The organism is Agrobacterium sp. H141, from assembly GCF_057158725.1.
Window position 1 is genome coordinate 3,916,229 of the sequence record NZ_CM169893.1, and the last position, 24,233, is coordinate 3,940,461.

General features: G+C 57.0%; 27 protein-coding genes and 1 tRNA gene. 13 read left to right on the forward strand and 15 right to left on the reverse strand.

The genetic code is table 11. The features are described from left to right. Positions 1–108 precede the first annotated feature (108 nt). Entirely contained in the window at positions 109–411 is a 303-nt protein-coding gene (locus ACWPM9_RS18390; RefSeq protein ID WP_484756076.1) for an ArsR/SmtB family transcription factor, read from the forward strand. A 167-nt stretch (positions 412–578) separates the two neighbouring features. On the opposite strand, the gene ACWPM9_RS18395 is transcribed toward ACWPM9_RS18390, so the two are convergent. Further along, positions 579–655: transfer RNA gene (locus ACWPM9_RS18395), tRNA-Arg, on the reverse strand. A gap of 137 nt (positions 656–792) precedes the next feature. Continuing rightward, positions 793–2,277, reverse strand: a complete 1,485-nt coding sequence (locus ACWPM9_RS18400) for an ATP-binding protein (RefSeq protein WP_428186088.1) — start codon at positions 2,275–2,277, stop codon at positions 793–795. 302 nt (positions 2,278–2,579) lie between these two features. Here ACWPM9_RS18400 and rpmH point away from each other — a divergent pair, with 302 nt between their 5' ends. From rpmH to yihA, 4 genes are all read left to right on the forward strand, one after another. Further along, positions 2,580–2,714 carry a 50S ribosomal protein L34 gene (gene rpmH / locus ACWPM9_RS18405; RefSeq protein WP_428186089.1) on the forward strand — a complete coding sequence of 45 codons (135 nt, stop codon included), beginning with the start codon at positions 2,580–2,582 and terminating at the stop codon, positions 2,712–2,714. Between the two features lie 32 nt (positions 2,715–2,746). Then, positions 2,747–3,136: a ribonuclease P protein component gene (gene rnpA, locus ACWPM9_RS18410; RefSeq protein ID WP_428186090.1), complete on the forward strand. Its 390-nt coding sequence runs from the start codon at positions 2,747–2,749 to the stop codon at positions 3,134–3,136. Continuing rightward, positions 3,133–5,004, forward strand: a complete 1,872-nt coding sequence (gene yidC / locus ACWPM9_RS18415) for a membrane protein insertase YidC (RefSeq protein ID WP_484756077.1) — start codon at positions 3,133–3,135, stop codon at positions 5,002–5,004. The genes rnpA and yidC overlap by 4 nt, the downstream gene beginning before the upstream one ends. A gap of 139 nt (positions 5,005–5,143) precedes the next feature. Beyond that, complete coding sequence (yihA, locus tag ACWPM9_RS18420; protein WP_428186092.1) at positions 5,144–5,803, forward strand: ribosome biogenesis GTP-binding protein YihA/YsxC; 660 nt, start codon at positions 5,144–5,146, stop codon at positions 5,801–5,803. A 48-nt stretch (positions 5,804–5,851) separates the two neighbouring features. Here the strand turns inward: yihA and ACWPM9_RS18425 are convergent, their stop codons facing one another. The 3 genes from ACWPM9_RS18425 to ACWPM9_RS18435 form a co-directional block, all read right to left on the reverse strand. After that, positions 5,852–6,409 carry a fasciclin domain-containing protein gene (locus ACWPM9_RS18425; RefSeq protein ID WP_484756078.1) on the reverse strand — a complete coding sequence of 186 codons (558 nt, stop codon included), beginning with the start codon at positions 6,407–6,409 and terminating at the stop codon, positions 5,852–5,854. A gap of 232 nt (positions 6,410–6,641) precedes the next feature. Next, positions 6,642–7,364: an anti-sigma factor gene (locus ACWPM9_RS18430; RefSeq protein WP_484756079.1), complete on the reverse strand. Its 723-nt coding sequence runs from the start codon at positions 7,362–7,364 to the stop codon at positions 6,642–6,644. Continuing rightward, a complete protein-coding gene (locus ACWPM9_RS18435; RefSeq protein WP_484756080.1) occupies positions 7,361–7,900 on the reverse strand; it encodes a sigma-70 family RNA polymerase sigma factor in 540 nt (179 codons plus the stop codon). Before ACWPM9_RS18435 ends, ACWPM9_RS18430 begins: the two co-directional genes overlap by 4 nt. 178 nt (positions 7,901–8,078) lie before the next feature. Here ACWPM9_RS18435 and argB point away from each other — a divergent pair, with 178 nt between their 5' ends. Further along, a complete protein-coding gene (gene argB / locus ACWPM9_RS18440) occupies positions 8,079–8,966 on the forward strand; it encodes an acetylglutamate kinase (protein ID WP_428186096.1) in 888 nt (295 codons plus the stop codon). 68 nt (positions 8,967–9,034) lie between these two features. Here the strand turns inward: argB and ACWPM9_RS18445 are convergent, their stop codons facing one another. The 4 genes from ACWPM9_RS18445 to ACWPM9_RS18460 all read right to left on the reverse strand — a co-directional run bounded on the left by ACWPM9_RS18445 (position 9,035) and on the right by ACWPM9_RS18460 (position 12,565). Beyond that, on the reverse strand, positions 9,035–10,522 hold the full coding sequence (locus ACWPM9_RS18445; RefSeq protein ID WP_484756081.1) for an MFS transporter: 1,488 nt from the start codon (positions 10,520–10,522) through the stop codon (positions 9,035–9,037). Between the two features lie 174 nt (positions 10,523–10,696). Continuing rightward, positions 10,697–11,215: a methylated-DNA--[protein]-cysteine S-methyltransferase gene (locus tag ACWPM9_RS18450; protein ID WP_484756082.1), complete on the reverse strand. Its 519-nt coding sequence runs from the start codon at positions 11,213–11,215 to the stop codon at positions 10,697–10,699. Positions 11,216–11,294: 79 nt separating this feature from the next. Further along, the gene (locus ACWPM9_RS18455; RefSeq protein ID WP_484756083.1) at positions 11,295–12,209 is read right to left on the reverse strand and encodes a DMT family transporter; all 915 of its coding nucleotides are present in this window, start codon (positions 12,207–12,209) and stop codon (positions 11,295–11,297) included. A gap of 122 nt (positions 12,210–12,331) precedes the next feature. Continuing rightward, positions 12,332–12,565: a hypothetical protein gene (locus ACWPM9_RS18460; protein WP_484756084.1), complete on the reverse strand. Its 234-nt coding sequence runs from the start codon at positions 12,563–12,565 to the stop codon at positions 12,332–12,334. 9 nt (positions 12,566–12,574) lie between these two features. On the opposite strand from ACWPM9_RS18460, the gene ACWPM9_RS18465 reads away from it, so the two are divergent. Both ACWPM9_RS18465 and ACWPM9_RS18470 read left to right on the forward strand, forming a co-directional pair. Next, positions 12,575–13,297, forward strand: a complete 723-nt coding sequence (locus ACWPM9_RS18465; RefSeq protein WP_484756085.1) for a pyrimidine 5'-nucleotidase — start codon at positions 12,575–12,577, stop codon at positions 13,295–13,297. A 107-nt stretch (positions 13,298–13,404) separates the two neighbouring features. Next, a complete protein-coding gene (locus ACWPM9_RS18470; protein WP_484756086.1) occupies positions 13,405–14,139 on the forward strand; it encodes an EF-hand domain-containing protein in 735 nt (244 codons plus the stop codon). A gap of 61 nt (positions 14,140–14,200) precedes the next feature. Here the strand turns inward: ACWPM9_RS18470 and ACWPM9_RS18475 are convergent, their stop codons facing one another. Beyond that, the gene (locus tag ACWPM9_RS18475; protein WP_428186103.1) at positions 14,201–15,064 is read right to left on the reverse strand and encodes an LOG family protein; all 864 of its coding nucleotides are present in this window, start codon (positions 15,062–15,064) and stop codon (positions 14,201–14,203) included. 195 nt (positions 15,065–15,259) lie between these two features. Between ACWPM9_RS18475 and dapD the strand changes: the two genes are divergently transcribed. From dapD to ACWPM9_RS18495, 4 genes are all read left to right on the forward strand, one after another. After that, positions 15,260–16,114, forward strand: a complete 855-nt coding sequence (dapD, locus tag ACWPM9_RS18480; protein ID WP_484756087.1) for a 2,3,4,5-tetrahydropyridine-2,6-dicarboxylate N-succinyltransferase — start codon at positions 15,260–15,262, stop codon at positions 16,112–16,114. Between the two features lie 3 nt (positions 16,115–16,117). Further along, positions 16,118–16,501, forward strand: coding sequence for a DUF805 domain-containing protein (locus ACWPM9_RS18485; protein WP_428186105.1), 384 nt, complete (start codon positions 16,118–16,120; stop codon positions 16,499–16,501). Between the two features lie 94 nt (positions 16,502–16,595). Beyond that, positions 16,596–17,789, forward strand: a complete 1,194-nt coding sequence (gene dapE / locus ACWPM9_RS18490; protein WP_484756088.1) for a succinyl-diaminopimelate desuccinylase — start codon at positions 16,596–16,598, stop codon at positions 17,787–17,789. After that, positions 17,776–18,372, forward strand: coding sequence for a hypothetical protein (locus tag ACWPM9_RS18495; protein ID WP_484756089.1), 597 nt, complete (start codon positions 17,776–17,778; stop codon positions 18,370–18,372). The genes dapE and ACWPM9_RS18495 overlap by 14 nt, the downstream gene beginning before the upstream one ends. Positions 18,373–18,374: 2 nt before the next feature. Here the strand turns inward: ACWPM9_RS18495 and arsC are convergent, their stop codons facing one another. The 5 genes from arsC to ACWPM9_RS18520 all read right to left on the reverse strand — a co-directional run bounded on the left by arsC (position 18,375) and on the right by ACWPM9_RS18520 (position 22,737). After that, positions 18,375–18,779, reverse strand: coding sequence for an arsenate reductase (glutaredoxin) (gene arsC / locus ACWPM9_RS18500; protein ID WP_484756090.1), 405 nt, complete (start codon positions 18,777–18,779; stop codon positions 18,375–18,377). A 92-nt stretch (positions 18,780–18,871) separates the two neighbouring features. Then, entirely contained in the window at positions 18,872–19,627 is a 756-nt protein-coding gene (gene truA / locus ACWPM9_RS18505) for a tRNA pseudouridine(38-40) synthase TruA (RefSeq protein WP_484756091.1), read from the reverse strand. Beyond that, positions 19,627–20,562 (reverse strand): methionyl-tRNA formyltransferase, encoded by a 936-nt coding sequence (gene fmt / locus ACWPM9_RS18510; RefSeq protein WP_484756092.1) that lies wholly within the window; start codon positions 20,560–20,562, stop codon positions 19,627–19,629. The genes truA and fmt overlap by 1 nt, the downstream gene beginning before the upstream one ends. A 68-nt stretch (positions 20,563–20,630) precedes the next feature. Continuing rightward, positions 20,631–21,146, reverse strand: a complete 516-nt coding sequence (gene def / locus ACWPM9_RS18515) for a peptide deformylase (RefSeq protein ID WP_428186111.1) — start codon at positions 21,144–21,146, stop codon at positions 20,631–20,633. A gap of 85 nt (positions 21,147–21,231) precedes the next feature. Beyond that, positions 21,232–22,737, reverse strand: coding sequence for a methyl-accepting chemotaxis protein (locus ACWPM9_RS18520; RefSeq protein ID WP_428186112.1), 1,506 nt, complete (start codon positions 22,735–22,737; stop codon positions 21,232–21,234). Positions 22,738–22,968: 231 nt separating this feature from the next. Between ACWPM9_RS18520 and ACWPM9_RS18525 the strand changes: the two genes are divergently transcribed. After that, positions 22,969–24,213 (forward strand): DNA recombination protein RmuC, encoded by a 1,245-nt coding sequence (locus ACWPM9_RS18525; protein WP_484756093.1) that lies wholly within the window; start codon positions 22,969–22,971, stop codon positions 24,211–24,213. Positions 24,214–24,233 lie beyond the last annotated feature (20 nt).

Sequence of the window (24,233 nt, forward strand, 5' to 3'; positions counted from 1 at the left end):
ATGGATATCCTTTTTGCAGGCTGATTTCTCCCTCTGGTACCTTCGACCTATCCGTCCGTCATTGACATGCAGTTGACCAGAACTTCAAATCAACGCATATTCGTATCAATGAACGTCAATCCAGATTCCATGCAAGTCGCGGCAGACGACGCGAGCGAGCTCCTGAAGGCACTCGCCAACCGCCACCGTCTCCTCATCTTGTGTCAGCTCATCGAAGGCGAGAGATCTGTCGGCCAATTGGCTGAATTTCTCGGCATTCGTGATTCGACTGTGTCGCAACACCTCTCGCTGCTGCGCCGGGACCGCATTATCGCGGGCCGCCGCGATGGCCAGACAATCTGGTACCGGATAGAGAGCGAGCCGGCACGCAATGTGATTGAAGTGCTCTACAAATCCTTCTGCGCGCCCTGACTCATGGGGCGCCGCGATTTGTAGCCTGTTTTATCAAGTCAGAATCGCCCCACAGGCCTGGTGCCCGTGTCGCGCCAATCTTCACCGCGCAAGCGCCTTATCGATAAGATGCGAAGGTCGGGCGCGCCTTAACACAGCTGTCATTTTTCTGGTTTGGAAAAAAGAAATGGCGCACCCGAAGAGATTCGAACTCCTGACCCCCAGATTCGTAGTCTGGTGCTCTATCCAGCTGAGCTACGGGTGCGTGCCGAGCCGGTCATTTCCGGCGGCGTGGCGATCCTCTAAAGCGTCACAGAGTTGAATGCAAGTGAAATTCAAAAAAAATCGACGATGCGCATCGGAAATCCGATTCCGCATTTGCATTCAAAGGCTATTTTCCGCTCAGGCGCGAAAACGCCAATCGTCCAGCACGACCGGCCGATCCGGAATTTCGATGCGAAACATGGTGCCGGGTCCGGGTTTTTCCACCAAAGCGATCGTACCGCCATGGGCAAGCACCAGTTCGCGGGCAATCGCCAGCCCCAGACCAGTTCCGCCAGACCGGGCCGATCCTCGAAACGCTGCAAACAGGTTTTCGCGTGCCTTCGGCGGCATTCCAGGACCATTATCGTCAACGGTGATCGAGACCACGCTGCCGATTCGCCGCGCAGAGATCGTCATGCGTCGCGTGACGTCCAACTGGCCGGGCGCAAAATTGACCAGCGCCTGTACCGCATTGCGGCAGATATTGTGGACGATGCGGAAGAGTTGTTCGCTGTCGGCATCCACTTCGATGTCGTGGGCGACGGTTTCAACAATCTCGACACCGCTCTCCGGATCGACCGCCAGAATATCGCGCACCTCCTGGGTGAGACTGACCAGAGGAAACAGGCGCCGCCGGGGTTCCGCCTCGGTCGCCTGACCATAGGCGAGTACTTCGCTGGTGTAACCGACCGCGCGGTCGATGGTTCTCAGAAGCTTGGGCGCGAAGGACTTCACCATCGGGTCTTCAACATCCACCAGACGGTCGGACATCAATTGGGCAGATGCCAGAATGTTGCGCATGTCGTGATTGATCTTGGAGACGGCGAGGCCGAGATCCGCCAGGTTCTTCTGCTGTTTGAGCGTGCGCTGCAATTGCTCCTGCATGGAGGCCAGATGGCGGCCGGCGAATGCCAGTTCGTCGCCGCCGCGCGCCGGCTTCAAGATGCTGGCCGGATCATCAGGGTTTTCGGCAAAGGTCTGCATGCTACGCGTCAGTTTGCGCATCGGCCTGATCAGCATACGGTTGATTGCAAGATAGATGAGCAAGGCGGTTATGATGGAAATGACCAGAGAGATGAGAATGATGCGGCGTGCAAAGACAAGCATCGCATCGCGCAGGCTTCGCTCTTCCAGAACGAGCTCGACCTCGACGTCACCCTCGCCGACGGGACCGTAGACGCGCAATATGCGATTTCCGCCAATCAGAAGCGTTTCAAGCGCATCGCGCATGGAATCCAGAAGCGGAACATCGGTCAGATCGTAGCTGGCATCCACCTGAGGCGGCATATTCTCCATGGCCAAAAGTTTGGAGGCGCCATCGGTGCGCAGTGCAATGGCTTTGGTGCCGGTCGCCATCAATGCATCATCCTGCACCTTGCGGGGCAATTCCAGCGGCTGCAAGCCGTCAATCACGACCCCTGCCGCGCCAGCCGTATTCAGACGGTCATGCAGCCACATAAGACGCATATTGGCGACAGAGGGCAGGAAGAACAGGACTTCCGCCAGCATGACGAAGACAACGGTCAGCCACAGCAATTTTGCTGAAAGGCCTTTCAGCCAATTCGGTTGTCCGCCGGGAAGATCATCGTTTGCGATCGCGCCGTTGCGCTCGTGGTCACGCATCGCAGTCTCCCAGCTCCATATCAATGTTCACCATCATATCGTTCGGCTGCCATGCACTCACGGCAAATTGAGGGCGTAGTTTAGTGTATCGCCACATTATTTCCAATTGCCCGGCTATACAGGGTTCCTGCGGCACATTCGCACCGCCTTGCCGATTGACTCAAGAGGCCTCAATCCGTATAAGCCGCGCACATTCGGCCACTGTGCCGGCTTTTGCCGTGCCGACCGCCGATTGAACAAGCAACCCACGCTCTTGCAGCAATGCAACTTCAAGAAGGGCCGCACACCGCGGTATTAAAAAAATGAAGCGTACTTATCAACCGTCCAAGCTTGTCCGCAAGCGCCGTCACGGCTTTCGTGCACGCATGGCAACCAAGGGTGGCCGCAAGGTCATCACAGCTCGCCGCGCACGCGGTCGCAAGCGTCTTTCGGCCTAAGGCCCGATGTGCCCGCTACGAAAGCCGGGCGCATGACGTCTGAGACATCCGAAAAAACTGTCGGGCGGCTGAAAAGCCGACCGCAGTTTCTTGCCGTTCGCGCAGGCGAAAAACGGCGAGGACCACTCTTCCTTATGGAAGTTCTCGACCGTGGAGAACCGCACACCGCGCCACGCGTCGGCTTTACCGTCACCAAGAAGCATGGCAATGCCGTCGAGCGCAACAGAATGCGCCGGCGTTTGAAAGAGGCTGTTCGCTTGTCAGCAGGGTTTGCAATGCAGCCCGGACTTGACTATGTGATTGTCGCTCGGCGAGACATTCTGAGCGCGCCATTTGCGCAGCTATCAAGTCTTCTGACCGAGCGTATAGAAGCCAGACCGAAAAAAGGGCGGTCCAACGCGCCCCCTTCCAGGAAAGTATGATGGATAACAAACGCAATTATATGATCGCGATCGGCCTTTCCGTGCTCATCGTTCTGGCTTGGCAATTTCTCTATATGAACCCGCGCATCGAAGCGCAGCGGAAGGCCACTGAAGCCGCGCAGCAGACGGAACTGGCCGCAGCCAAAGACAAGCCAGCTGCGGATCCAACCGCCCCTGCTGGCAGCGTCCAGGGCGCATTGCCGGCCGGCGCGCAGGGCAGCCAGGAAATGAGCCGTGACGACGCGATCGCGAAGTCAGCCCGCGTTGAGATCGAAACACCCGCCGTCATCGGTTCGATTAATCTGACCGGCGCACGCCTCGACGACCTTAAGCTGAAAGAATATCACGAGACAGTCGACAAAAGCAGCCCGCTGATCACGCTGTTCAATCCTTCGGATACTGCCGACGGCTATTTTGCTGAACTCGGCTATATTGCTGGTGAAGGCGCCGGAAGCGCTCCGGGGCCGGCTACGGTCTGGGCCGCACCTGAGGGAGCAAAGCTCACCCAGGAAACGCCGGTCACGCTGACCTACACGAATGATGCGGGTCTGACATTCAGCCGCAAGATCTCGATCGACGATCATTACATGTTCACGGTCGAGGATACGATTTCCAATAGCGGGACCGCCGCTGCCAATGTTGCGCCTTACGGCCGCATCACGCGATACAACAAGCCGCTTACCCCATCGGTATACGTCATCCACGAAGGCTTCCTGGGCGTTCTGGGCAGCAATAATGGTCTGACGGAAGAAAAATACAGCGCCATCGAAAAAGAATCGATGACCAATGCCAAGGCGACCGGCGGCTGGCTCGGCATTACAGACAAGTACTGGGCATCTGCTCTGGTGCCGCCACAGGGCGTTGCCTATGATTCGCGCTTCTCGCATTTCACCGACGGAAAGCCGCGCTTCCAGGCCGACTACAAGAATGACGCGGTCGCGATTGCTCCGGGGCAATCGACGACGCTGAAGACACTGGTCTTTGCCGGTGCCAAGGAAGTCCCGGTCGTTGACGGCTATGCACGTGACGACTCGTGGTTCGGCAAGCTCTTCGCCAGCGTGCTTGGTGGCAAGTCCGAGACGATCACCAACTACTCCGTTCCGCGCTTCGACCTGCTGATCGACTGGGGCTGGTTCTACTTCTTCACCAAGCCGATGTTCATGCTGATGGATTTCTTCTTCCGTCATATCGGCAACTTCGGTGTTGCGATCCTGCTGACCACCATTGTCGTGAAGGGCCTGTTCTTCCCGCTTGCCAGCAAGCAATATGCTTCGATGGCGAACATGAAGCGCGTTCAGCCGAAAATGGCGGAACTGAAAGAAAAGTTCGGCGATGACAAGATGGCCCTGCAAAAGGCCATGATGGAGCTGTACAAGACCGAGAAGATCAATCCGGTTGCGGGTTGCTGGCCGGTCGTTCTGCAAATCCCGGTGTTCTTCTCCCTCTACAAGGTCATCTACATCACCATTGAAATGCGACACGCGCCTTTCTTCGGCTGGATCAGGGACCTTTCTGCGCCGGATCCGACGACAATCGTCAACCTGTTCGGCCTGCTACCTTTCGACGGCCCGGCCTTCCTGCACCTCGGCATCTGGCCGATCATCATGGGCGTTACAATGTTCCTGCAGATGCGCATGAACCCGACGCCGCCCGATCCAACACAGGCCATGTTGTTTACCTGGATGCCGGTTCTGTTCACCTTCATGCTGGCAAGCTTCCCGGCTGGTCTGGTGATTTACTGGGCCTGGAACAATACTCTGTCGATTACGCAGCAGTCGATCATCATGAAGCGCCATGGCGTCAAGGTTGAACTGTTCGACAATCTCAAGGGGCTGTTCCGACGAAAGAAGCCCGCAGAAACCAAATAGCGAACCAGCCCCGGACCTTGTTCCGGGGCTTTTTCGTTACGGTTAGATTCCACTGTTGTCAGGCCTGGATGACCCCATGGCCTTGACACGGACGGCAAAAACCCGGAAGTCCGGCGCAAGACAGCAAAGAGACACCAAGATGACGCCAACCAAGCCAGCCGGTGAACCGCAAATTTTCGGACTTCCGTGGATCTTCATACGCGGCGTGCCGGCGATGAAATTCCTGCCGCCGGAAGGACCAGCAGAGGTGGCATTCGCAGGACGCTCCAATGTAGGCAAGTCGTCGCTGATCAATGCGCTGGTCGGGCACAAGGGCCTTGCTCGTACATCCAATACGCCCGGACGAACCCAGGAACTGAATTACTTCGTTCCGGACGGCTATACGGGTGAAGGCGGCGACCTGCCCCCGATGGCCTTGGTGGATATGCCCGGCTATGGCTACGCAAAGGCACCCAAGGAGAATGTGGATGCCTGGACCAAGCTGGTATTCGATTATTTGAGGGGGCGTTCAACGCTGAAGCGCGTCTATGTGCTGATCGACTCGCGCCATGGCATCAAGCCGAATGATGACGAGGTACTCGATCTGCTCGACAAGGCCGCGGTATCTTACCAGATCGTGCTGACCAAGACCGACAAGATCAAGGAGGCCGGTATCGGCCGCCTGCTGAGCGAGACGGCAGAGAAAATCCGCAAGCGGCCTGCGGCCTTCCCCGGAGTGCTCCACACCTCATCCGAAAAAGGAAATGGCCTCGAGGAGCTGCGCGAAGCGATCCTCAAGGCCATCGATCCCGGCGCCTGAGATGGCGCCAAGTTAGCGGCCGGGCAATTGAACCGGCCGTAAACTATCTTACATCTTTGGCAGCAGCACCTTGTCGATGACGTGGATGACGCCGTTCGACTGCTTGACGTCAGCGATGGTCACGGTGGCAACGCCGCCGGTTTCATCTGTCAGAGTCAGCTTGTCGCCGTCCATCTTGGCCTGAAGCACGCAACCACCCACAGTCTTGACGGCATGGGTACCGCCGTCATCGGCGATCATCTTGCCGATCGCAGGCGACATGGCGTCAGCTGCAACGACATGGCAGGTCAGGATCTTTGTGAGCTGATCCTTGTTTTCTGGCTTCAACAGGGTCTCGACCGTCCCGGCTGGCAGGGCATCAAATGCTTCATTGGTCGGGGCGAATACTGTGAATGGGCCAGGACCCTGCAGTGTTTCAACAAGACCGGCGGCCTTGACTGCAGCGACCAGTGTTGTGTGGTCCTTGGAATTGACTGCGTTCTCGACGATGTTCTTATTATCATACATCGCTGCACCGCCAACCATCGGGTTTTCAGCATGGGCGGCAACGGAGCCGACGCCGAGGACGGTGGCAAGGGCAAGCAGACGGAGTGTGGACTTGATCATAATAGTTCTCCTCACGTTATGTCCGGGGCCGCGCCTTGGCATTTTTGCCGGGCTGCCCCGTAACCTCTCGATCTCCTTTGCGGGATCATGAGCAGTGACGAGACGAAAGAGAAACAAGTTTCAGCGACAAGCAGAAAATTTCTCTTCTAAACTTAAACCTTTAATATCATTAGGCTTTATCTGAAGGCAGACCTATCATCGTGCACCTGAGCCGGGCAGATAGTCGGCTGCATCATAGATGGGCTGCGCCCACGGCGATGACAGGCCCGGTTGCCTGTCCGGTTGGAGATCCGCCCAGGGGCTCCACACTGACAGCAAGAGTCACGCCGGCCTTGAGCTGCTTCTTGAGACTTGGCGGGACGATGATCTCGCCTTCACCGGACTGCGGCAGAACGCCTAGGGAACGCGGTGCGTCATTGCCTTCTATCAACCAGAGCTCAAGCGATTTCGGTTCCGCAGGCCCGGCGGCCACTGGCGTCACCTTCAGGGTTCCGGTCAAATCGTCATAGCGCGCAACCAGGCTGATGGCGTTGTCTTCACCGCTCATCTCGGCAATCAGCGGTGTCGCGCCGGGTCGCAGGCGATCTGCAATTTCGAATCCGGCAAGTCCGGCCAGCATGAAGAGCGCGGTGAACGATACTCCGCGCCAGAAGACGAGTGACTGCCAGATGGAGAAGACCCCGCTCGACATGGCGCGGTTTTCGTCGCCCTTACCGAAAAGCCGTTCCTCAATCCGCTCAAATACGAACTCGGGTGCTGCATGCTCTTCATAGTCGTCATTGAAGCGAGAGAGGTTTTCTTCCCAACGGAAGACGATATCGGCAAAGCGGCGATCGTTGCGCATGCGCTCTTCGACTTCGCGGCGCTGCGTCGTCGCAAGCACGCCAAGCACATATTCGCCGGCTAGAACTTCGTCGCGGGAGCGTTCTCCCTTGCTTTGATCCGGAGTGGTCATCTCTCCATGCACTCTCTCAACTTCAAAAGGCTGCGGCGAAGCCAGGTTCGCATCGTATTCAACGGCACACCGAAGCCTTCTGCAAGCTCCTGATAACTTGCGCCTTCGACATAGGCGCGGTGGACCGCCTGAGCCCTGTCAGACTCCAACTCTTGAAGACAGCTGTCAATGCGCACGCCTTCACTTCTCAACACCGCATTCTGCTCTGGATCCCGGTCCAATGTCGGCAGTTCCTCGGCTTCATCAATGGTCGCTCCCTCCGGCTGTCGAACACGCAAACGGTCTATGCAGTGATAGCGCGCGATTGCGGCAAGCCAGGCCATGGGGCTGGTTCCGGAAGCGGCGAAGCTTTCCGCTCGCCGCCAGATCTTTACAAAAACTTCCTGAAGCGCATCTTCCGCTTCGTGCCTGTTCTTCAATATACGAATACAGATGCCGAAAAGTTTCGGGCTGGTCTCGTGATAAAGCGTTTCGAACGCGTTTCTGTCCCTCAGCGCCGTTCGTCCGAGCAGATTGTCGATGCTTTCGCCAGGCATGAGCTTCAGATCCCTTCCTCCAACCGGCATTCCTGATGACAGATCCGATTGCGTTCCCAAAGTTCACTACGCTCAAGAACCTCGGACAGATCATTAGCACAATCTGTATTTAATCAAGTTTATTCCCTCGCGGGCCGAGTTGCGCTAAAACGCCGCGAGCCAATACAAGGGGTAATTCATGACCGCTTCCGAAAGCGAAACGCAGGCAAGACTGCTTGCTCAGGCGCTACCGTTTATGCAGCGCTACGAAAACAAGACCATCGTTGTGAAATATGGCGGGCACGCCATGGGAAACCCCGAACTTGGCAAGGCCTTTGCCGAAGATGTGGCGCTGTTGAAGCAGTCCGGCGTGAACCCCATCGTGGTACATGGCGGCGGACCGCAAATCGGTGCCATGCTGAGCAAGATGGGTATCGAATCGAAATTCGAGGGCGGTCTGCGCGTGACAGATCAGAAGACCGTCGAGATCGTCGAAATGGTTCTGGCGGGTTCGATCAACAAGGAAATCGTGGCGCTGATCAACCAGACCGGTGAATGGGCCATCGGTCTGTGCGGCAAGGACGGCAATATGGTCTTTGCCGAGAAGGCCAAGAAGACCGTGGTCGATCCCGATTCCAATATCGAGCGTGTGCTGGACCTGGGATTTGTCGGCGAGGTGGTCGAAGTGGACCGCACGCTTCTGGACCTGTTGGCCAAGTCGGAAATGATCCCGGTCATCGCACCGGTCGCACCTGGTCGCGACGGTCATACCTACAATATCAATGCGGATACGTTTGCCGGTGCGATTGCAGGTTCCCTGCGCGCAACGCGCCTGCTGTTTCTCACCGACGTTCCCGGCGTTCTCGACAAGAACGGTGAGCTGATCAAGGAACTCTCGGTGACGCAAGCCCGTGCGCTGATCAAGGACGGCACGATTTCCGGGGGCATGATCCCCAAGGTCGAAACCTGCATCGACGCGATCCAGTCCGGCGTCCAGGGCGTGGTCATCCTTAACGGCAAGGTTTCCCATGCCGTGTTGCTGGAGATCTTTACCGAAGGTGGCGCCGGTACGCTGATCGTTCCTTAAGGTCGAACCACATCCCCCATATTAGCAAAATGGCCCTGCCGGAAACCGGCGGGCCATTTTCTTTGGTGCTAGTCGTGAACCACGGGTACCGCTACGGCATCAACTGGATGTTTCTGTTTCAGCAGAAGAACCGCGATCAGAACGAGCGTATAGGCGGCAAAATTATAGATCAGTCCGAGGGAAAAGCTGTCGATGTAAGCCGCGTGCTGGGCTATTCCGCTGCCCAACGCACCTTCCAGATGCGAAAAGAAGATCTGGCTGACAATGGCAATGCCGAATACCGAGCCCATTTGCTGGATTGCCTGAAGAGCTCCGGATCCTGATCCCGCATCATGAGGCGGAACGCCCGCCAGAACGAGTTGGAACATGGGCGCAATCGCAATCCCCAATCCCAGACCTGCGAGCAGCAGGAATGGCAGCATGTGGGTGCGTTCAATGCTGTCGGAGAAGTCCTGAACCACAAAGCGTAGCGCCAACATGCCGACAAATACCATGACCACGCCAATGGCTATTCTCGTGCGCGGCGCAATATTGCCGATGCGGCCGGAAATGATCGAGGCGAAAAAGACGCCAACCGAAAAAGGCATTGTCGTCAGGCCCGACTGCAAAGGCGTCAAGCCGAAACCAGACTGCAAGAACATTGCGAAGATGAGGAAAAAGCCCGGCAGGGAGGAAAAGAAGATCGCCGTCATCAGCGCACCGACGACATAGGTCGAATTGCGCATCAGGCTGACAGGCAGGAGCTCTGGCCCTCCCCGTGCATTTTGACGGCATTCCCATTGGTAGAACGCGAAGAACAACGGAAGTGCCGCAGCGACCATGACGAAGCTCCATGCGGGCCAGCCGAAACCCCGTCCCTCGACCAGAGGGAAGATAATGCAGAAAATACCCGAAGCGGCGATGGCAATGCCGACAAAGTCGTTTCTTTGTCCCGGCTTTGCAGGAATGGCGGGGATCAGGCGCGCCCCGAGTATTACCGCCATAATGCCGATGGGAATGTTGATAAGGAAAATTGGCCGCCAGCCAAGATCAAAGAAATTCATGCCGATCAGCCATCCGCCGATGATTGGCCCCGACACAGAGGCGAGGCCCGCACTCAATCCAAACAGCGAAAAAGCTGCCGCTCTTTCCTTCGGAGGGAACATGACTTGCGCGATTGCCAGCACCTGCGGTGTCATCAGAGCCGCCGCAGCACCCTGGATGAAGCGCGAAAGGACAAGGATTTCGATGTTCGCAGCTATGCCGCACAGTGCCGAGGCCAGGGTGAAGAAGGATATGCCCAGCAAAAGAGCGCGCTTCTTGCCTTTGACATCGCCCCATCGGCCAAAAGGCAAAAGCCCGAGCGCAAACACGAGGACGTAACCGGCGACCACCCACTCGATCTGGCTTGAATCGGCCTCCAGGTCACCCTGCAGGCTGGGTAACGCAACGTTGACGATGGTAACGTCCAGCAAATTCATGAAGTTGGCCGCCATCATCACGACGAGCGCCAACCAACGTGTTGGATAGGCTTCAGGCTGCTCACCTGCCGGACCTGTCTTCGTCTCTGAGTTCATGTTTTCCTCGGCAAGTGTGCTCTTGTGCGGTCAACCGCGACAATCAGACTGCGAGATGGCGCAGTAGAGTGCTCTTTCAAGGTCGCCCTTCAGGTTTAGACGCTTGATATCCGAACGATTTGCAAGAGACAATTTTGGGTGCAGTGACCCAAACCGTTCAAGCCGCCGCCACGATCAAAGCGCGAACAGACCCACCGGCTTCATCTCTCCCTCATGGCGGAGTAACCATTTCTTGCGCCAGAGGCCGCCTCCATACCCGGTGAGTGAACCATCGGCCCCGATACAGCGATGGCAAGGGATCACGATTGCGATGGGATTTGCCCCATTGGCCTTGCCCACAGCGCGAACCGCTTCCAGACCACCGACATTGCGCGCGATATCGCCATAGGAACAGGTTTCGGCGAGCGGCACTTTCAACAATTCGTTCCAGACGGCAAGCTCGAACTGGCTTCCCTGTGGCTTGAGCGGCGTCGCAAATACCGCTGACTTGCCGTGGAAATAGTCGTCCAGTTCGCGTCCAATCTGTTCGGTCAGCGCGTTGCCATCAGGAGATACAGGCGCACCCAGGCTTTGAATGAGGGCCGCCGGCTTGGCAGACTTGTGATCGCCGAAACCGAGCACCCGCAGATGGGTGTCATCTGCGACGGCCACAAGATCGCCGACTGGCGAAGGAAACCACTGCGAATAAAACACGTGCGAGCCCGAAATCTGAGTATGGAGTGGACCTCAACGATAGGCAGATATCGATGGCATCGCAATCAGACTCGCAAGGTCAAAGCAGCAGAAGCGCCAGAATACCCGCCACGATCAAGAGGCAGCCCGCCAGTTCCAACGGCGTGATCTTCTCCTTGAATACGAAGACTGATGAGGCAAAGGTGAAGAGCATTTCCACCTGAGCCAGGGCCTTGACCACAGCAACCTGCTGAAGGGTCATCGCAGTGAACCAGCCGAAGGAGGCGGTGGCGCCGACGAAGCCGACAAGGGTTGCAATTTTCCAGGCCTGGCGCACACGCTTCAACTCGTCCCGGTCGCGCCAGACCATCCACGCCAACATCACAACCGTTTGAATAACGATAACGACTGCGAGCGTGAAGCTTGCCTGCATAACTGCATCAGGTGTCGGCAGGCTGGGTGCCAGAGCAAGAGATGCCTGGCGATAGGATATACCCGAAATGCCGAACAGCAGCCCCGACATCAGGCCAATCTGCGCGGTGCGGCTGGTGACGGATGTGATGAGGGACCGAGGCGTGATTTGGGTACGGGCGACAGAAATCAGCATGACGCCGACCACAGAGATGGCAATCGCCAGAATGACCGACCATGAAATGCCCTCGCCGAAGAGGATGAGCGCCAGTATAGCCGCCTGAGCGGGCTCCGTTCTGGAATAGGCCGTCCCGACGGCGAAGTTGCGGAACGAGAAAAGGTAGACAAGCAGGAAAGTGGCGGCAATCTGGGCAAACCCGCCGATGACTGCCCATACGGCAAACATGCCGTTGGCGACCGGCAGAGGTCGACCCAGACCGATATGCAGCAGGGCCAGATAGAAAAAAGCGAAAGGGAGACCATAGCCGAAGCGGACGAAGGTGGCGCCGGTCGAGCCCATGCGGCCCTTCAGATGCTTTTGCAATGCAGAGCGCATGTTCTGGAGAAAGGCGCTGAAAAAAGTGATGATTGCCCATAGTTCCATGGGAGTTCCCTTCGAGGGCATTGCGATATGGACAGGTTAGTGACCGGAAGCCGTTCACGTAGACAATATCAGTTGCGATGAGATGAACGCGCAGGGCTGCGCATATGAACCCTTGTCTGACGCTAGACTGCCTGGCTTGCCGTCTGATTGCAGACGCGCGCAAAGAACCGAGCCGGCAGGCGCTTTCGATCCTGAAGGATGACCGCGTGGAGATGGGCCGGACATGCGTCGTCTGAGGGAACCATGACTCGCGATATAGCACCATTATTACGCCAGCCAAATGCTATTCCACCAAGCAGCTTTTCGCCGAGTGCTTCTGTCTGCGGGTGATTTTCTTCCGGCAACAGTTCTGCCATAAGGGCTGCATGAAAAAACCAGCAAGCCTTCCCGTAAAATCAGATTTCTCCCATATCCGTGACTGGGTCTTTGACCTCGACAACACGCTTTACCCCCATCACATCAACCTGTTCGCGCAGATCGATCGCAACATGACGGCTTTTGTTGTGGAGCTTTTGCAGCTCGAGCCGGACGCCGCACGCACGATTCAGAAGCAATATTACCGAGATCACGGGACAACACTTGCCGGCTTGATGCTCCATCACGGCATTAACCCGAACGATTTTCTGGAGCGGGCCCACGCCATCGACTATTCAGCGCTTTTGCCTGACGAACATCTGGGATCGGCAATCAGATCTCTCCCCGGTCGCAAATTCATCTTCACCAACGGCACGGTCAAGCATGCAGAGGCAGCCGCCCGGGCCCTGGGCATTCTCGATCACTTCGATGACATCTTCGACATTGTCGCCGCCGACTATGTACCCAAGCCCGCAGGCGAGACCTATGACAAGTTTCTCAGTCTCAATCGGGTCGACACGGCGAATGCTGCCATGTTCGAGGATCTGCCACGTAATCTGGAAGTGCCGAAGTCTCTGGGCATGAAGACCGTGCTGCTGGTGCCACGCAATCTGGGCGAGGCCGTGCTGGAAACCTGGGAGCGCGCCGACGAGGCAGCAGACGCCGGACATGCGGATTATATGACCGACGATCTGACCGCATTTCTGCACAACGTTCTGCACGAGATTGGCTGATCCCGGCAAAGCTTACGAAAGTTTCATCTGCCTTACCGATGTTTAAGTAGGGGCTGGACAGACGGCGTCGTAAGTTTCTTCCATACACACAAGTGGAAGGAAACAACATGACCCGCAAAGCCATGATCATCACCTCGATTGCGTCGCTGATGCTCGGAGCCTCGGCAGTTGCCAGCATGGCTCAGCAGCCGCACGGGCCACATGGCGGACCTGAACGCATGTTTGTCCGCATGCTTCAACAGTTCGATACAGATACGAACGGCCAGATTTCCAAGGACGAAGCGACAGCCGGTGCGGAAAAGCGATTTACTGAAATCGACGTCGACAATGACGGCGTTCTGACACCCGGCGAATTGCGCAAACATCGCGAAGCCAAGATGAAAGAATGGCACGACGCTCGCAAGGACATGCGCGAAGAAGCGTCCAAGGACAAGCCTGGCCCCGACGGCGGACCTCCCGGCGAGGAACTTGCCGAAGGCGGCGACATGATGGGCAATGGCCCACAGGGCGGCCCCCCCGAGGACATGCGTGCCGATGGTCCGCGCGACGGTAAAGGCAAATGGCGTCGTGACGACCATGGTGGCAAAGAAGGATACCGCATGGCAGAGGGAGATGGCCCCGACGGTTGGCGCCCGCACCGCTGGAACGCCAATGATCGCGGCGACCACATGGGTCGCAAGCATCATGGGGCGGGTATGATGCTCCGGATTGCCGATACCGATGAGAGTGGCCAGATCAGCAAGGACGAGTTCCTCGCTATGACCGACAAGATGTTCACCCGAATGGACCGTAACAAGGACGGCGTGATCTCCGCCGACGATATGCCCAAGCATCCATTCTGAATAACCTGAACCCGGTCTAAATTGATAGTGACAAGCCGCCTGCGCTAACGCAGGCGGCTTTTTATTCGTCGATCTGATAGTAATCGGCAATAATCTTCCAGGCATCTTCCGCGGTCTCGACAAAATGCAAGAGGTCGAGATCCTCCGGTGCGATGGTGCCGAAATCCGCCAAAGCCTCAAAATTGACGATCTTGCGCCAGAAGGCTTCGCCGAACAGGATTAGCGGGATGGGCGCCATGCGCTTGGTCTGGATGAGCGTCGCCGATTCAAAGAACTCGTCCAGCGTTCCAAATCCACCGGGGAAGATGGTGATTGCTTTTGCCCGCATGAGAAAATGCATCTTGCGGATGGCAAAATAGTGAAAATTGAAGCTGAGCTCCGGAGTCACATATATGTTGGGCGCCTGTTCGTGCGGCAGGACGATATTGAGACCAATGGTGGGCGCACCGATTTCCGCTGCTCCGCGATTGCCGGCCTCCATCACGCCTGGACCGCCACCGGTGACGACAACATATTCCTGATGATCATATCTCGCTGCGTGGGTGGCACAGATCCGTGCGAATTTCCGCGCCTCCTCATAGTAGACAGACGCTGCCTCAAGGTTTGCCTTCTGCACCTCATTGCGTGCTGCCCAGGCGTCCTGCCCCGGGGCTGGAATACGAGCACCGCCAAACATCACGACAGTCGACTTGATGCCGCTTTCAGACAAAATCATTTCCGGCTTCAGGAGTTCCAACTGCAAGCGGATGGGACGTAATTCCTCGCGGCAGAGAAAATCGTTATCCGCATAAGCAAGACGATAGGTGGGAGAGGCCGATTGCGGTGTCTGCGGAACGCCTTCTGCCTCGCGTCGATCGGTCGAACTGCGCTTCAGGGGATCCCAGGCACCATCTTTTCTGTGCTGCCTGTTTTTTTTATCTGCCATTCCAGTCATGCCTTCCCGCGGAGCAAAGGGCTCCGCCTTGAGTTTTTTGTGACGCCCGCAAAGATCTAAACGACCTTGAAACATGCGGGGTGTGTTTTCATCCCTTGGGGAATGGGGTAGAGCAAATCGCCAGTTTCCGACAGCCCCACCGCGAACAGGGCTGCAACGATAGACAACGAAGTTTAAGGAACTCTCATGAACGCCACGGATCTGAACGCACTTGAAAAGGTCATCGAAGCCGCCTTCGACAATCGCGATACGGTGACGACTGCGACCAAGGGTGAAATTCGCGACGCAGTGGATACGTCGCTGAACCTGCTCGACAGCGGCCAGGCGCGCGTTGCCTCTCGCGGACCAGACGGTGCGTGGACAGTTCATCAGTGGCTGAAAAAGGCGGTACTGCTATCCTTCCGGCTCAATGACATGGAAGTCATCGAAGGCGGTGCCGGCGGCGCGACATGGTGGGACAAGGTGCCATCGAAATTTGCCGGCTGGGGCGAGAACCGTTTTCGCGATGCAGGCTTCCGGGCGGTTCCAGGCTCGATCGTGCGCAAAGGTTCGTTTATCGGCAAGAACGTCGTCCTGATGCCGTCCTTCGTCAATCTCGGCGCCTATGTCGGCGAAGGCTCCATGGTCGACGGTTGGGCCACGGTTGGATCCTGTGCCCAGATCGGCAAGAACGTCCACCTGTCAGGTGGCGTCGGCATCGGCGGCGTACTCGAGCCCTTGCAGGCCGGCCCGACGATCATCGAGGACAATTGCTTCATCGGCGCGCGTTCGGAAGTGGTTGAAGGCTGCATCGTGCGTGAAGGCTCTGTGCTCGGCATGGGTGTTTACATCGGCCAGTCGACCAAGATCGTGAACCGCGCCACGGGCGAAGTGAGCTATGGCGAAGTGCCACCATACTCCGTCGTTGTCGCGGGAACGATGCCGGGCAAGCCCTTCCCCAATGGCGAGCCGGGCCCGGGCCTTTACTGTGCGGTCATCGTCAAAACGGTTGACGAGAAGACCCGCTCCAAGACGGGTATCAACGAATTGCTGCGAGACTGATCCGTGCAGGCGCCGGCGCGACGGGCCACGACGAAATGGCTGTTCTTCAGCCGGTCGGGCCGCGCCGGTCGCCAAGCATTCACTCTTGGTGTGCTGTTCTGGATGGCCGTGAATTCCTTCGCTTTCAGCAAGCTTGCCCTTGACCACGAAGACGACGAGATGCTGCCGCTTTTGGCGCTTGTCGTCTTCGCCACACTCTGCCTCTCCGTGTTTTCGACAGTGATGCTGACGATCAAGCGGCTCCATGACATCGGGCTGTCCGGCATATTTGCCTGCCTTATCTTCGTTCCGGTCATTTCATTCGTCATGCTGATAGCTCTGTGCCTGTGGCCGTCAACGCCACAAGCCAACGGCTTCGGTTCTGCGACGGATTGGCCGGCGACCTGATCGTACAAGGGTCGATGGTGACAGACGACATTGGATCGGCTAGACCTTAGCCCGCCCCTAGACTTCCCTCCTTCTTTGCAAATTCGCGATTGCCATGACTGTCGAAAACCCGACCGAAAACCTACAGACGCTGATCCGCTGCCCATCCGTAACACCTGCCGAAGGTGGGGCACTGGATGCGCTTCAAGCCATGCTGGAGCCACTTGGCTTTACTGTCTCGCGCATGACGGCGAGTTCGCCTGGCACCCCGGATATCGAGAACCTTTATGCGCGGATTGGCACGGAAGGTCCGCATCTGATGTTTGCGGGACATACCGATGTCGTGCCGGTGGGAACCGAAAGCGACTGGAACCATCCCCCGTTCTCGGCCGAGATCGTCGACGGCATGCTTTATGGTCGCGGAGCCGTGGACATGAAGGGCGGAATTGCCTGCTTCGTGGCTGCGATCGCGCGAAGCATTGAGGAAAATGGCCCGCCCAAGGGCTCTATCTCGCTTCTGATTACGGGCGATGAAGAAGGTCCTGCCGTCAACGGTACAATAAAGCTGCTGGAATGGGCCGCCGCGAAAGGCGAGCGCTGGGATGCCTGCCTGGTTGGCGAGCCGACCAATCCGGACAAGCTGGGCGATATGGTCAAGATCGGCCGGCGCGGCTCGCTATCGGCGGAAGTTACAGTTTTTGGCACGCAAGGACATGCGGCCTATCCGCACCTCGCCGACAATCCGGTACGGTCCATTGTTCGAATGGCGGATGCTTTGATGCACCCTGTCTTTGATCATGGTACCGACAACTTTCAGCCATCCAATCTTGAAGTCACGTCGATCGATGTCGACAACAGCGCCACCAATGTCATTCCGGCCAAAGCGACGGGACGCTTCAACATTCGCTTCAATGACACCTGGACTGCAGACGGCCTGAAGGCCGAGATCGAACGCCGGCTGGACGAAGCATCGAAGGATCCAACCTTGCGACCCGGGCGAGATCCGGCACGCTATGAAATTATATGGGCGGAACGACCGAGCCATGTCTTCCTGACAAAAGACGACACACTGGTGGCGTCCATATCGGATGCGATCGAGACGGTGACGCAGAAGCGGCCTCAGCTTTCGACGACCGGAGGCACATCTGATGCCCGCTTCATCAAGGATTATTGCCCGGTGGTTGAGTTCGGCCTTGTCGGCCAAACCATGCATATGGTCGATGAGAGAGTGGCGGTCGCGGATCTGGAAACGCTGACGCGCATCTACAAAACCTTTATCGAGCAATGGTTCGAGCATGCCAGGACTTGAAGAGTTCAAGAGCTATATCCAGGGACTATGGCTGCTGGTGCGCCAAAATCCAGCTGGCTTTCGCCATCTCGACCTGAGTGAGCGTGGCAGTCTTCGCTCCTTTTGGGCGATGGGCTATGCCGCGCCTGCGATCTTTTTGTCCTGGATGTGGTGGCGAAGTGCCTATCTCGCCGCCATGCCAGCCGAAGCCAAGGCTGGTGGCCTCTTCTTCTTCCGTCTGGCTCTGATCGAGGCGATTAACTGGGTCGTGCCTCTTGTTCTGGTCGGGATTCTGGCCTGGTTGCTTGGAATGGGCTCGAAATTTTCGAGCGTGGTCGTCGCCATCAACTGGCTGGCAGTGCCGCTATCATACGGCTATGGCGCACTGATCTTGCTGACAATGCTTATGCCCGGTTTGTCGGGCCTCGTGGCGTTGCTCTGGTTCATGCTTCTGCTGCTCGTGATCACCACCTATTTCCGGGTGCTGAGAATGATCTGCGACGGCCATACGCTGACAGCCGCTGCCTTCACCATGCTGCTACTGGTGCCGACCATTCTCTTTTCAGACATGCTGGAACGTTTTTTGAGCGTCTCACCGGGCTGAATTCAGGACGCCTTGACGACTTCGCCGTCTTCCTTCGTGAATGCACCAATATCTGCGTTCGGCAGTATTTCCAGAACCAGTTCGGACGGGCGGCAAAGGCGCGTTCCCTTTTGCGTTTCAACAATCGGCCTGTTGATCAGGATTGGATGCGCCATCATCGCGTCGATCAGGCTCTCATCCGACAGTGATTTGTCAACGAGGCCAAGCTCATCATAGGGCGTTCCCTTCTGTCGCAAGAGGTCACGCGGCGTCGCGCCCATCGCTGCCATCAGCGAGATCAGCTTTTCGCGGTTTGGAGGTGTCTTCAGATACTCGATAATGACTGGCTCTTCGCCAGCTTGCCGGATCATCGCCAAAGTGTTTCGCGAGGTGCCACAATCAGGGTTGTGATAGATGGTGATCGTCACGGCGCGCTCCTTGCCAACACTTCTTCAATTCCAGAACTATTGATATTAACTCACAACGCATTTGGCAAGGCAGAGCCCTGCCCTTCCGACGGTCATGGATCGCCTGGATAGTCGACCTTCATGAAGTACAGGCCTGTGGGTGGCGCAACCGGACCGCAGGCCTTTCGATCGCGTGCCTCGAGGGCAGCCCGGACATCGTCCACGGACATTTTTCCCTCGCCCGCGAGTTTCAATGTGCCGGCGAAGGAGCGGATCTGATTGTGCAGAAAGCTCTGAGCCGATGCACGGATCTCGATCAGTTCGCCATTGCGAGCAACATCAAGCCGATCCAGCGTGCGAACGGGGCTGTGGGCCTGGCAGTGCACAGAGCGGAAGGTGGTAAAATCGTGATGCCCGACGAGTTGCTGTGCCGCTTTATGCATCGCGTCGTGATCGAGATCCTTCTTCACCCACCAGGCCCGCGTTGCCTCGAGAGCCAGGCGCGACGGGCGGTTGACTATGCGGTAGAGATAGTGCCGTTTGAGCGCTGAAAATCGGGCATCGAAACCATCTTCGACGGCCATCACATCCAGAACGGACACAGAATCGCCAGCTGTTGCCAGATGAGCGTTCAAGGCATTGCGCAATTTGTGCGGCTGCCAGTCTCGGGTCAAATCCACATGGGCAACCTGTCCAACCGCGTGGACGCCGGAATCGGTACGACCTGCCCCCCTCACAGAGACGGTTTCTCCCGTCAGGGAAAGAACGGCCGTTTCCAGAGCGCCTTGCGCGGAACGACCATTGTCTTGCCGTTGCCAACCGACATAGGGCGTACCGTCATATTCGACCGTCATACGGAAGCGTGGCATCAGGAGAGCCTCGTGCCAGCCGGAATGGCTGTCCCGCGCAGGAAATCCTCAGCGATCAGCGCCTTGCCGCCAGCCTTTTGCAGGCGCGTCAACCGGACAGCGCCGCGCGCGCAAGCAACGGTCAGGGCATCGTCCAGCACGTCACCTGGCCTTCCCTCCCCTTGGGCAAGAGACGTACCCAGAACCTTCACGCGCTCGGGCTTGCCGTTGATCTGCAACTCGAACCAGGCACCTGGAAACGGCGCTAGGCCGCGAATGTGATTGTGTACGTCGGTTGACGGACGGTCAAAATCGATACGGGTTTCCGCCTTGTCGATCTTTGAGGCATAGACGACACCATCTTCCGGCTGAGCCGTCAGCTCTAGATCGCCGGTCTCCAGCAATGCCATGGCATCCACCATGGCCTTGGCACCAATGTCACTCAATTCATCGTGCAATTCGCCTGCGGTCATATCCGCGCCGATCGTCACTTTACGGACGAGCGCTACGGGGCCGGTGTCGAGGCCCTTCTCCATCTGCATGATATTCATGCCGGTCTGCGGATCACCCGCCATAATGGCGCGCTGAATGGGGGCCGCTCCGCGCCAACGCGGCAGAAGTGAAGCGTGACCGTTGTAGCAACCGAGACGTGGCGCGTTGAGCACCTCCTCTGGCAATAGCAGTCCGTAGGCAACGACGACGGCAACATCTGCGTTATGGCTGCTGAAAATCTGGCGGTCTTCATCACTCTTGAAATTAAGCGGCGTGAATACCTCGATACCAAGCTCTTCAGCTGCCTGATGGACTGGAGATTTCTTGAGGTCGAGGCCACGGCGTCCGCCCGGGCGCGGTGGCTGCGAATAGACAGCGACAACCTCATGGCCGGCATCTGCCAGCGCTCTCAGTGTCGGAACCGAAAAATCAGGGGTTCCCATGAAGATGATGCGCAAAGCCATGTGCGTTCCGTCGCTTCTACAATCGGATCGAGAGGGGAAATCCTGCCCCTTACAGTCTGACGATCGGTTCAGATCGCCCGTGTCTTGGCGGATTTCGTGAACCTCTTGATCACCATTTCCCGCTTCAACCGCGAAATGTGATCAATGAAAAGAACACCATTCAGGTGATCGATTTCGTGCTGCAGGCAGGTCGCGAGCAATCCGTCGGCCTCGGTCATCTGTTCGCGCCCATCCCTGTCGAGCGACTTGACCGTCACGGCAGCCGGACGCTCCACTTCCGCATAATAATCCGGAATGGAGAGGCAACCCTCTTCATAGGTCGAGCGCTCATCCGAGGACGTGATAATCTCGGGATTGATGAAGACCAGCGGCTGGCGGTCTTCATCTTCCTTGCTGATATCGATGACCAGAAGACGGCGAGCTACACCGATCTGGATCGCCGCAAGGCCTATACCTGGCGCCTCGTACATGGTGTCGAGCATGTCGTCGGCCAGTTTATGAAGGTCGGAATCGAACCTCTCCACCGGCTGAGAGCTCTGGCGGAGAATGGGATCGGGCAGGATGATAAGAGGCTTGATCGTCATAGTTTTCCCATAACGCATCTTTCCGGGGGAAGGAAAGAGAAAACACCGAAGCGGCACAAACCACTCCGGTGCTGAATAACCCCAATCAGGCAGCGTGGCGCTGCACTGTCGACGCGGACGCGTTTGAACTTTTCTCAGAGCCAGTACGCAGATTGCCGAGAAGTGCGACCAGACCAGCCACCTCATTGCGCAGGCGGCGGGTTTCCTCCGAGGTCTGCTCGACCATCGCCGAATTCTTGTGCGTGAGCGTATCGATGGTGCGCGTTGCCTCGTTGACATCACTTAGCGCCGTCGACTGATCCTTGGCGGCAGTCGCTATCTCGGAGACAATCGTATTGACCGAATTGATTCGCTCGATGATATCCGAAAGGGCGGCACCCGTTTCACTGACAAGGCCGACGCCTTCATTCACCTGGTTCGAACTCTGGGTGATGAGGCCCTTGATTTCCTTGGCCGCGTCGGCGCTTCGTTGCGCAAGATGGCGGACTTCCTGCGCCACAACCGCGAAGCCCTTGCCGGCATCGCCGGCACGCGCCGCTTCCACCCCTGCATTCAGGGCCAGAAGATTGGTTTGGAAGGCGATTTCATCGATCACGCCGATGATCTTGGAGATCTCGCTCGAAGACTTTTCAATCTCCGCCATTGCAGACACAGCCTTGGTGACAACCTCCCCGGATGAGCGCGCACGGTTTTGAGTATCGCTCACTGTGGTTGAAGCCCGCTCCGCATTGGACGCCGTCTGGCTGACGCTGACCGCAAGCTGCTGAAGAGCAGTTGAACTCTCTTGCAAGCCGGAGGCCTGTGCCGATGTTCGCTGCGCCAGTTCATCGGCAGCACCCGAAATCGCCTCGGTACCGTCGAGGATTTCTTCCGACGAGTTCCGAATGGCGGCAAAGAATTTGTTCAGGCCTTCAACCGTGCGATTGTAATCATCGCCCATTTGCTGGAAATTCCCGGGCATGTTGGCCGGCATCTTGGCTTCAAAATCACCGCGGGCCAGCGCCTCCAGTCCCCGGCGCAGGTGTTCCATAGCGACCTTCTGGTCTTCCTCCACGCGAGCACGCTCTTCCTCGAGTTTCAGACGCTGCTCATCGAGCGCATCGATATAGACCGAGATTGCATAATCCATGTCGAGCATGGCGGCCTTGACCACGACGCTGAGTTTGTCGCTGAGCGATGCGGCATATTGCTTGCCGAAGGGGAAAGGCCAGTGTTTCTTTAAAACACCTTCGATCAGCCTGCTCATCAACAGAGAATAACCGCCGATATACCACTTTGGCTCGAGGCCGATGCGGGCATGTGTGCGGCCAATTGCCGTCACACCATCAACAAATTCCTTGTCGAATGTCCCGCGCGCAAGTTTGCTCCAATGACCGACCTGGGCCTTTTTGGCGCCGGCCATGTGGCTCTTGTCACGGAAGAAATGAGCAAGTTTGGGGTGGACTGCAATCTTGGCGTAGAATTCGTCCAAGGCCGGTCCCATGACCTCGTCCAGCGTTGGGCGAAGTTCAGCTAGGCGCTTCGAGCTCTCCCGATCCAAATTCATAAATGCGAGACGTTCCGCGAGGGCGCTATCGATATCTTTAGACATGAAGAAACTTCTCTGAGGCAATGGGAGAATGCGGCACGGTTAATTGCCACGGCAGAATTCAGTAAATCCCTCAAAAGCCTGAACGATGCGTAAACGGCGTCAAAATTCCGGCTGGACTGCAGGCGGGCCGGCGGGCCGGTCGTCAATTCGTTGCTGACTTAGAAGCATTAAGCCAATTTTTGTTCTTGTTTTGATCTATTCTCTTTGTCAAAATCTGATAGGCTTTGCGACATGAACCAGATATCCTTCCATTCTGAACAACCGGTACTCCTCATCGGAGATTTATCTCTTTCAGCCGGGGCTTTTGCGTTAGTTGCAATCTGCCTGCTGATCGCAGTGACCGTCATTGCAGTGCTGATCGGCCGCCGGAGCACCGCATCACGGGCGCGGGCGGTGGAAGAGGCTGCGGCCACCCGGGATTTCATTGCTGAGAAACGTATGGCCGAACTGTTCAGGCTGCAGTCGGAAATGCAGGGCCGAATTGCAGCGATGACCGATGTTTTCAGCAATCGTCAGGCCGAATTCAACCAATCCATGAACGAACGTCTTGATGGAATGTCCCATCGACTGGGATCGTCGATTGCCGAACAGACGAAATCTACCCATGAAAACCTGAGAAGCCTGCAAGAACGGCTGACCTCCATCGATGCTGCGCAGAACAATATCCAGGCACTGGCAAAGGACGTTGTCAGCCTTCAGGCGATCCTGTCCAACAAACAAACCCGCGGCGCTTTTGGCCAATCGCGCATGGAGACGATTGTTGCCGATGGCTTGCCCATAGGCGCTTATGAATTCCAGACAACGCTATCCAACAGCTCGCGGCCCGACTGTACGATCCGGATGCCGAACGATGCCCCGCCCTTGGTTGTCGATGCCAAATTTCCGCTGGAGGCCTGGAATGCCATTCGCGATACGGAATCGCCGGAGGGCAAGAAGACAGCCAGCCAGCAGTTCAAGCGCGACCTTGAGGTGCACATCAAAGATATTTCCGAAAAATACCTGATTGCAGGCGAGACCCAGGAAATGGCCTTCATGTTCGTGCCATCGGAGTCGATTTTCGCCGAGATCCACGAGAATTTTGAAAGCGTGGTGCAGAAGGCGCATCGTTCACGCGTCGTGATCGTATCCCCATCGCTTCTGATGTTGTCGATCCAGGTTATCCAGGCTGTCCTCAAAGACCAGCGCATGCGCGAACAGGCACATGTCATCCAAGGCGAAGTCGTCAGCCTGATGGACGATCTGTCGCGGCTGGATGACAGAACACGAAAGCTGCAAAGCCATTTTCTCTCGGCACAGAAAGATGTGGAGATGATCCTGACATCGTCGGACAAAATTGCAAAACGCGGAGCGAAGATCGAGGCGCTGGAATTCGAACATACGGGTGGCACTGCCACAGCCCAGCCGCACAGCCCTTCGTCCGCAGCCGTTGAAAGCAGAACTGGGTTGCTGAAGCTCAGGGTGGTTGACGAAGATTAGTCTGAGCGGCACAAAGCCCG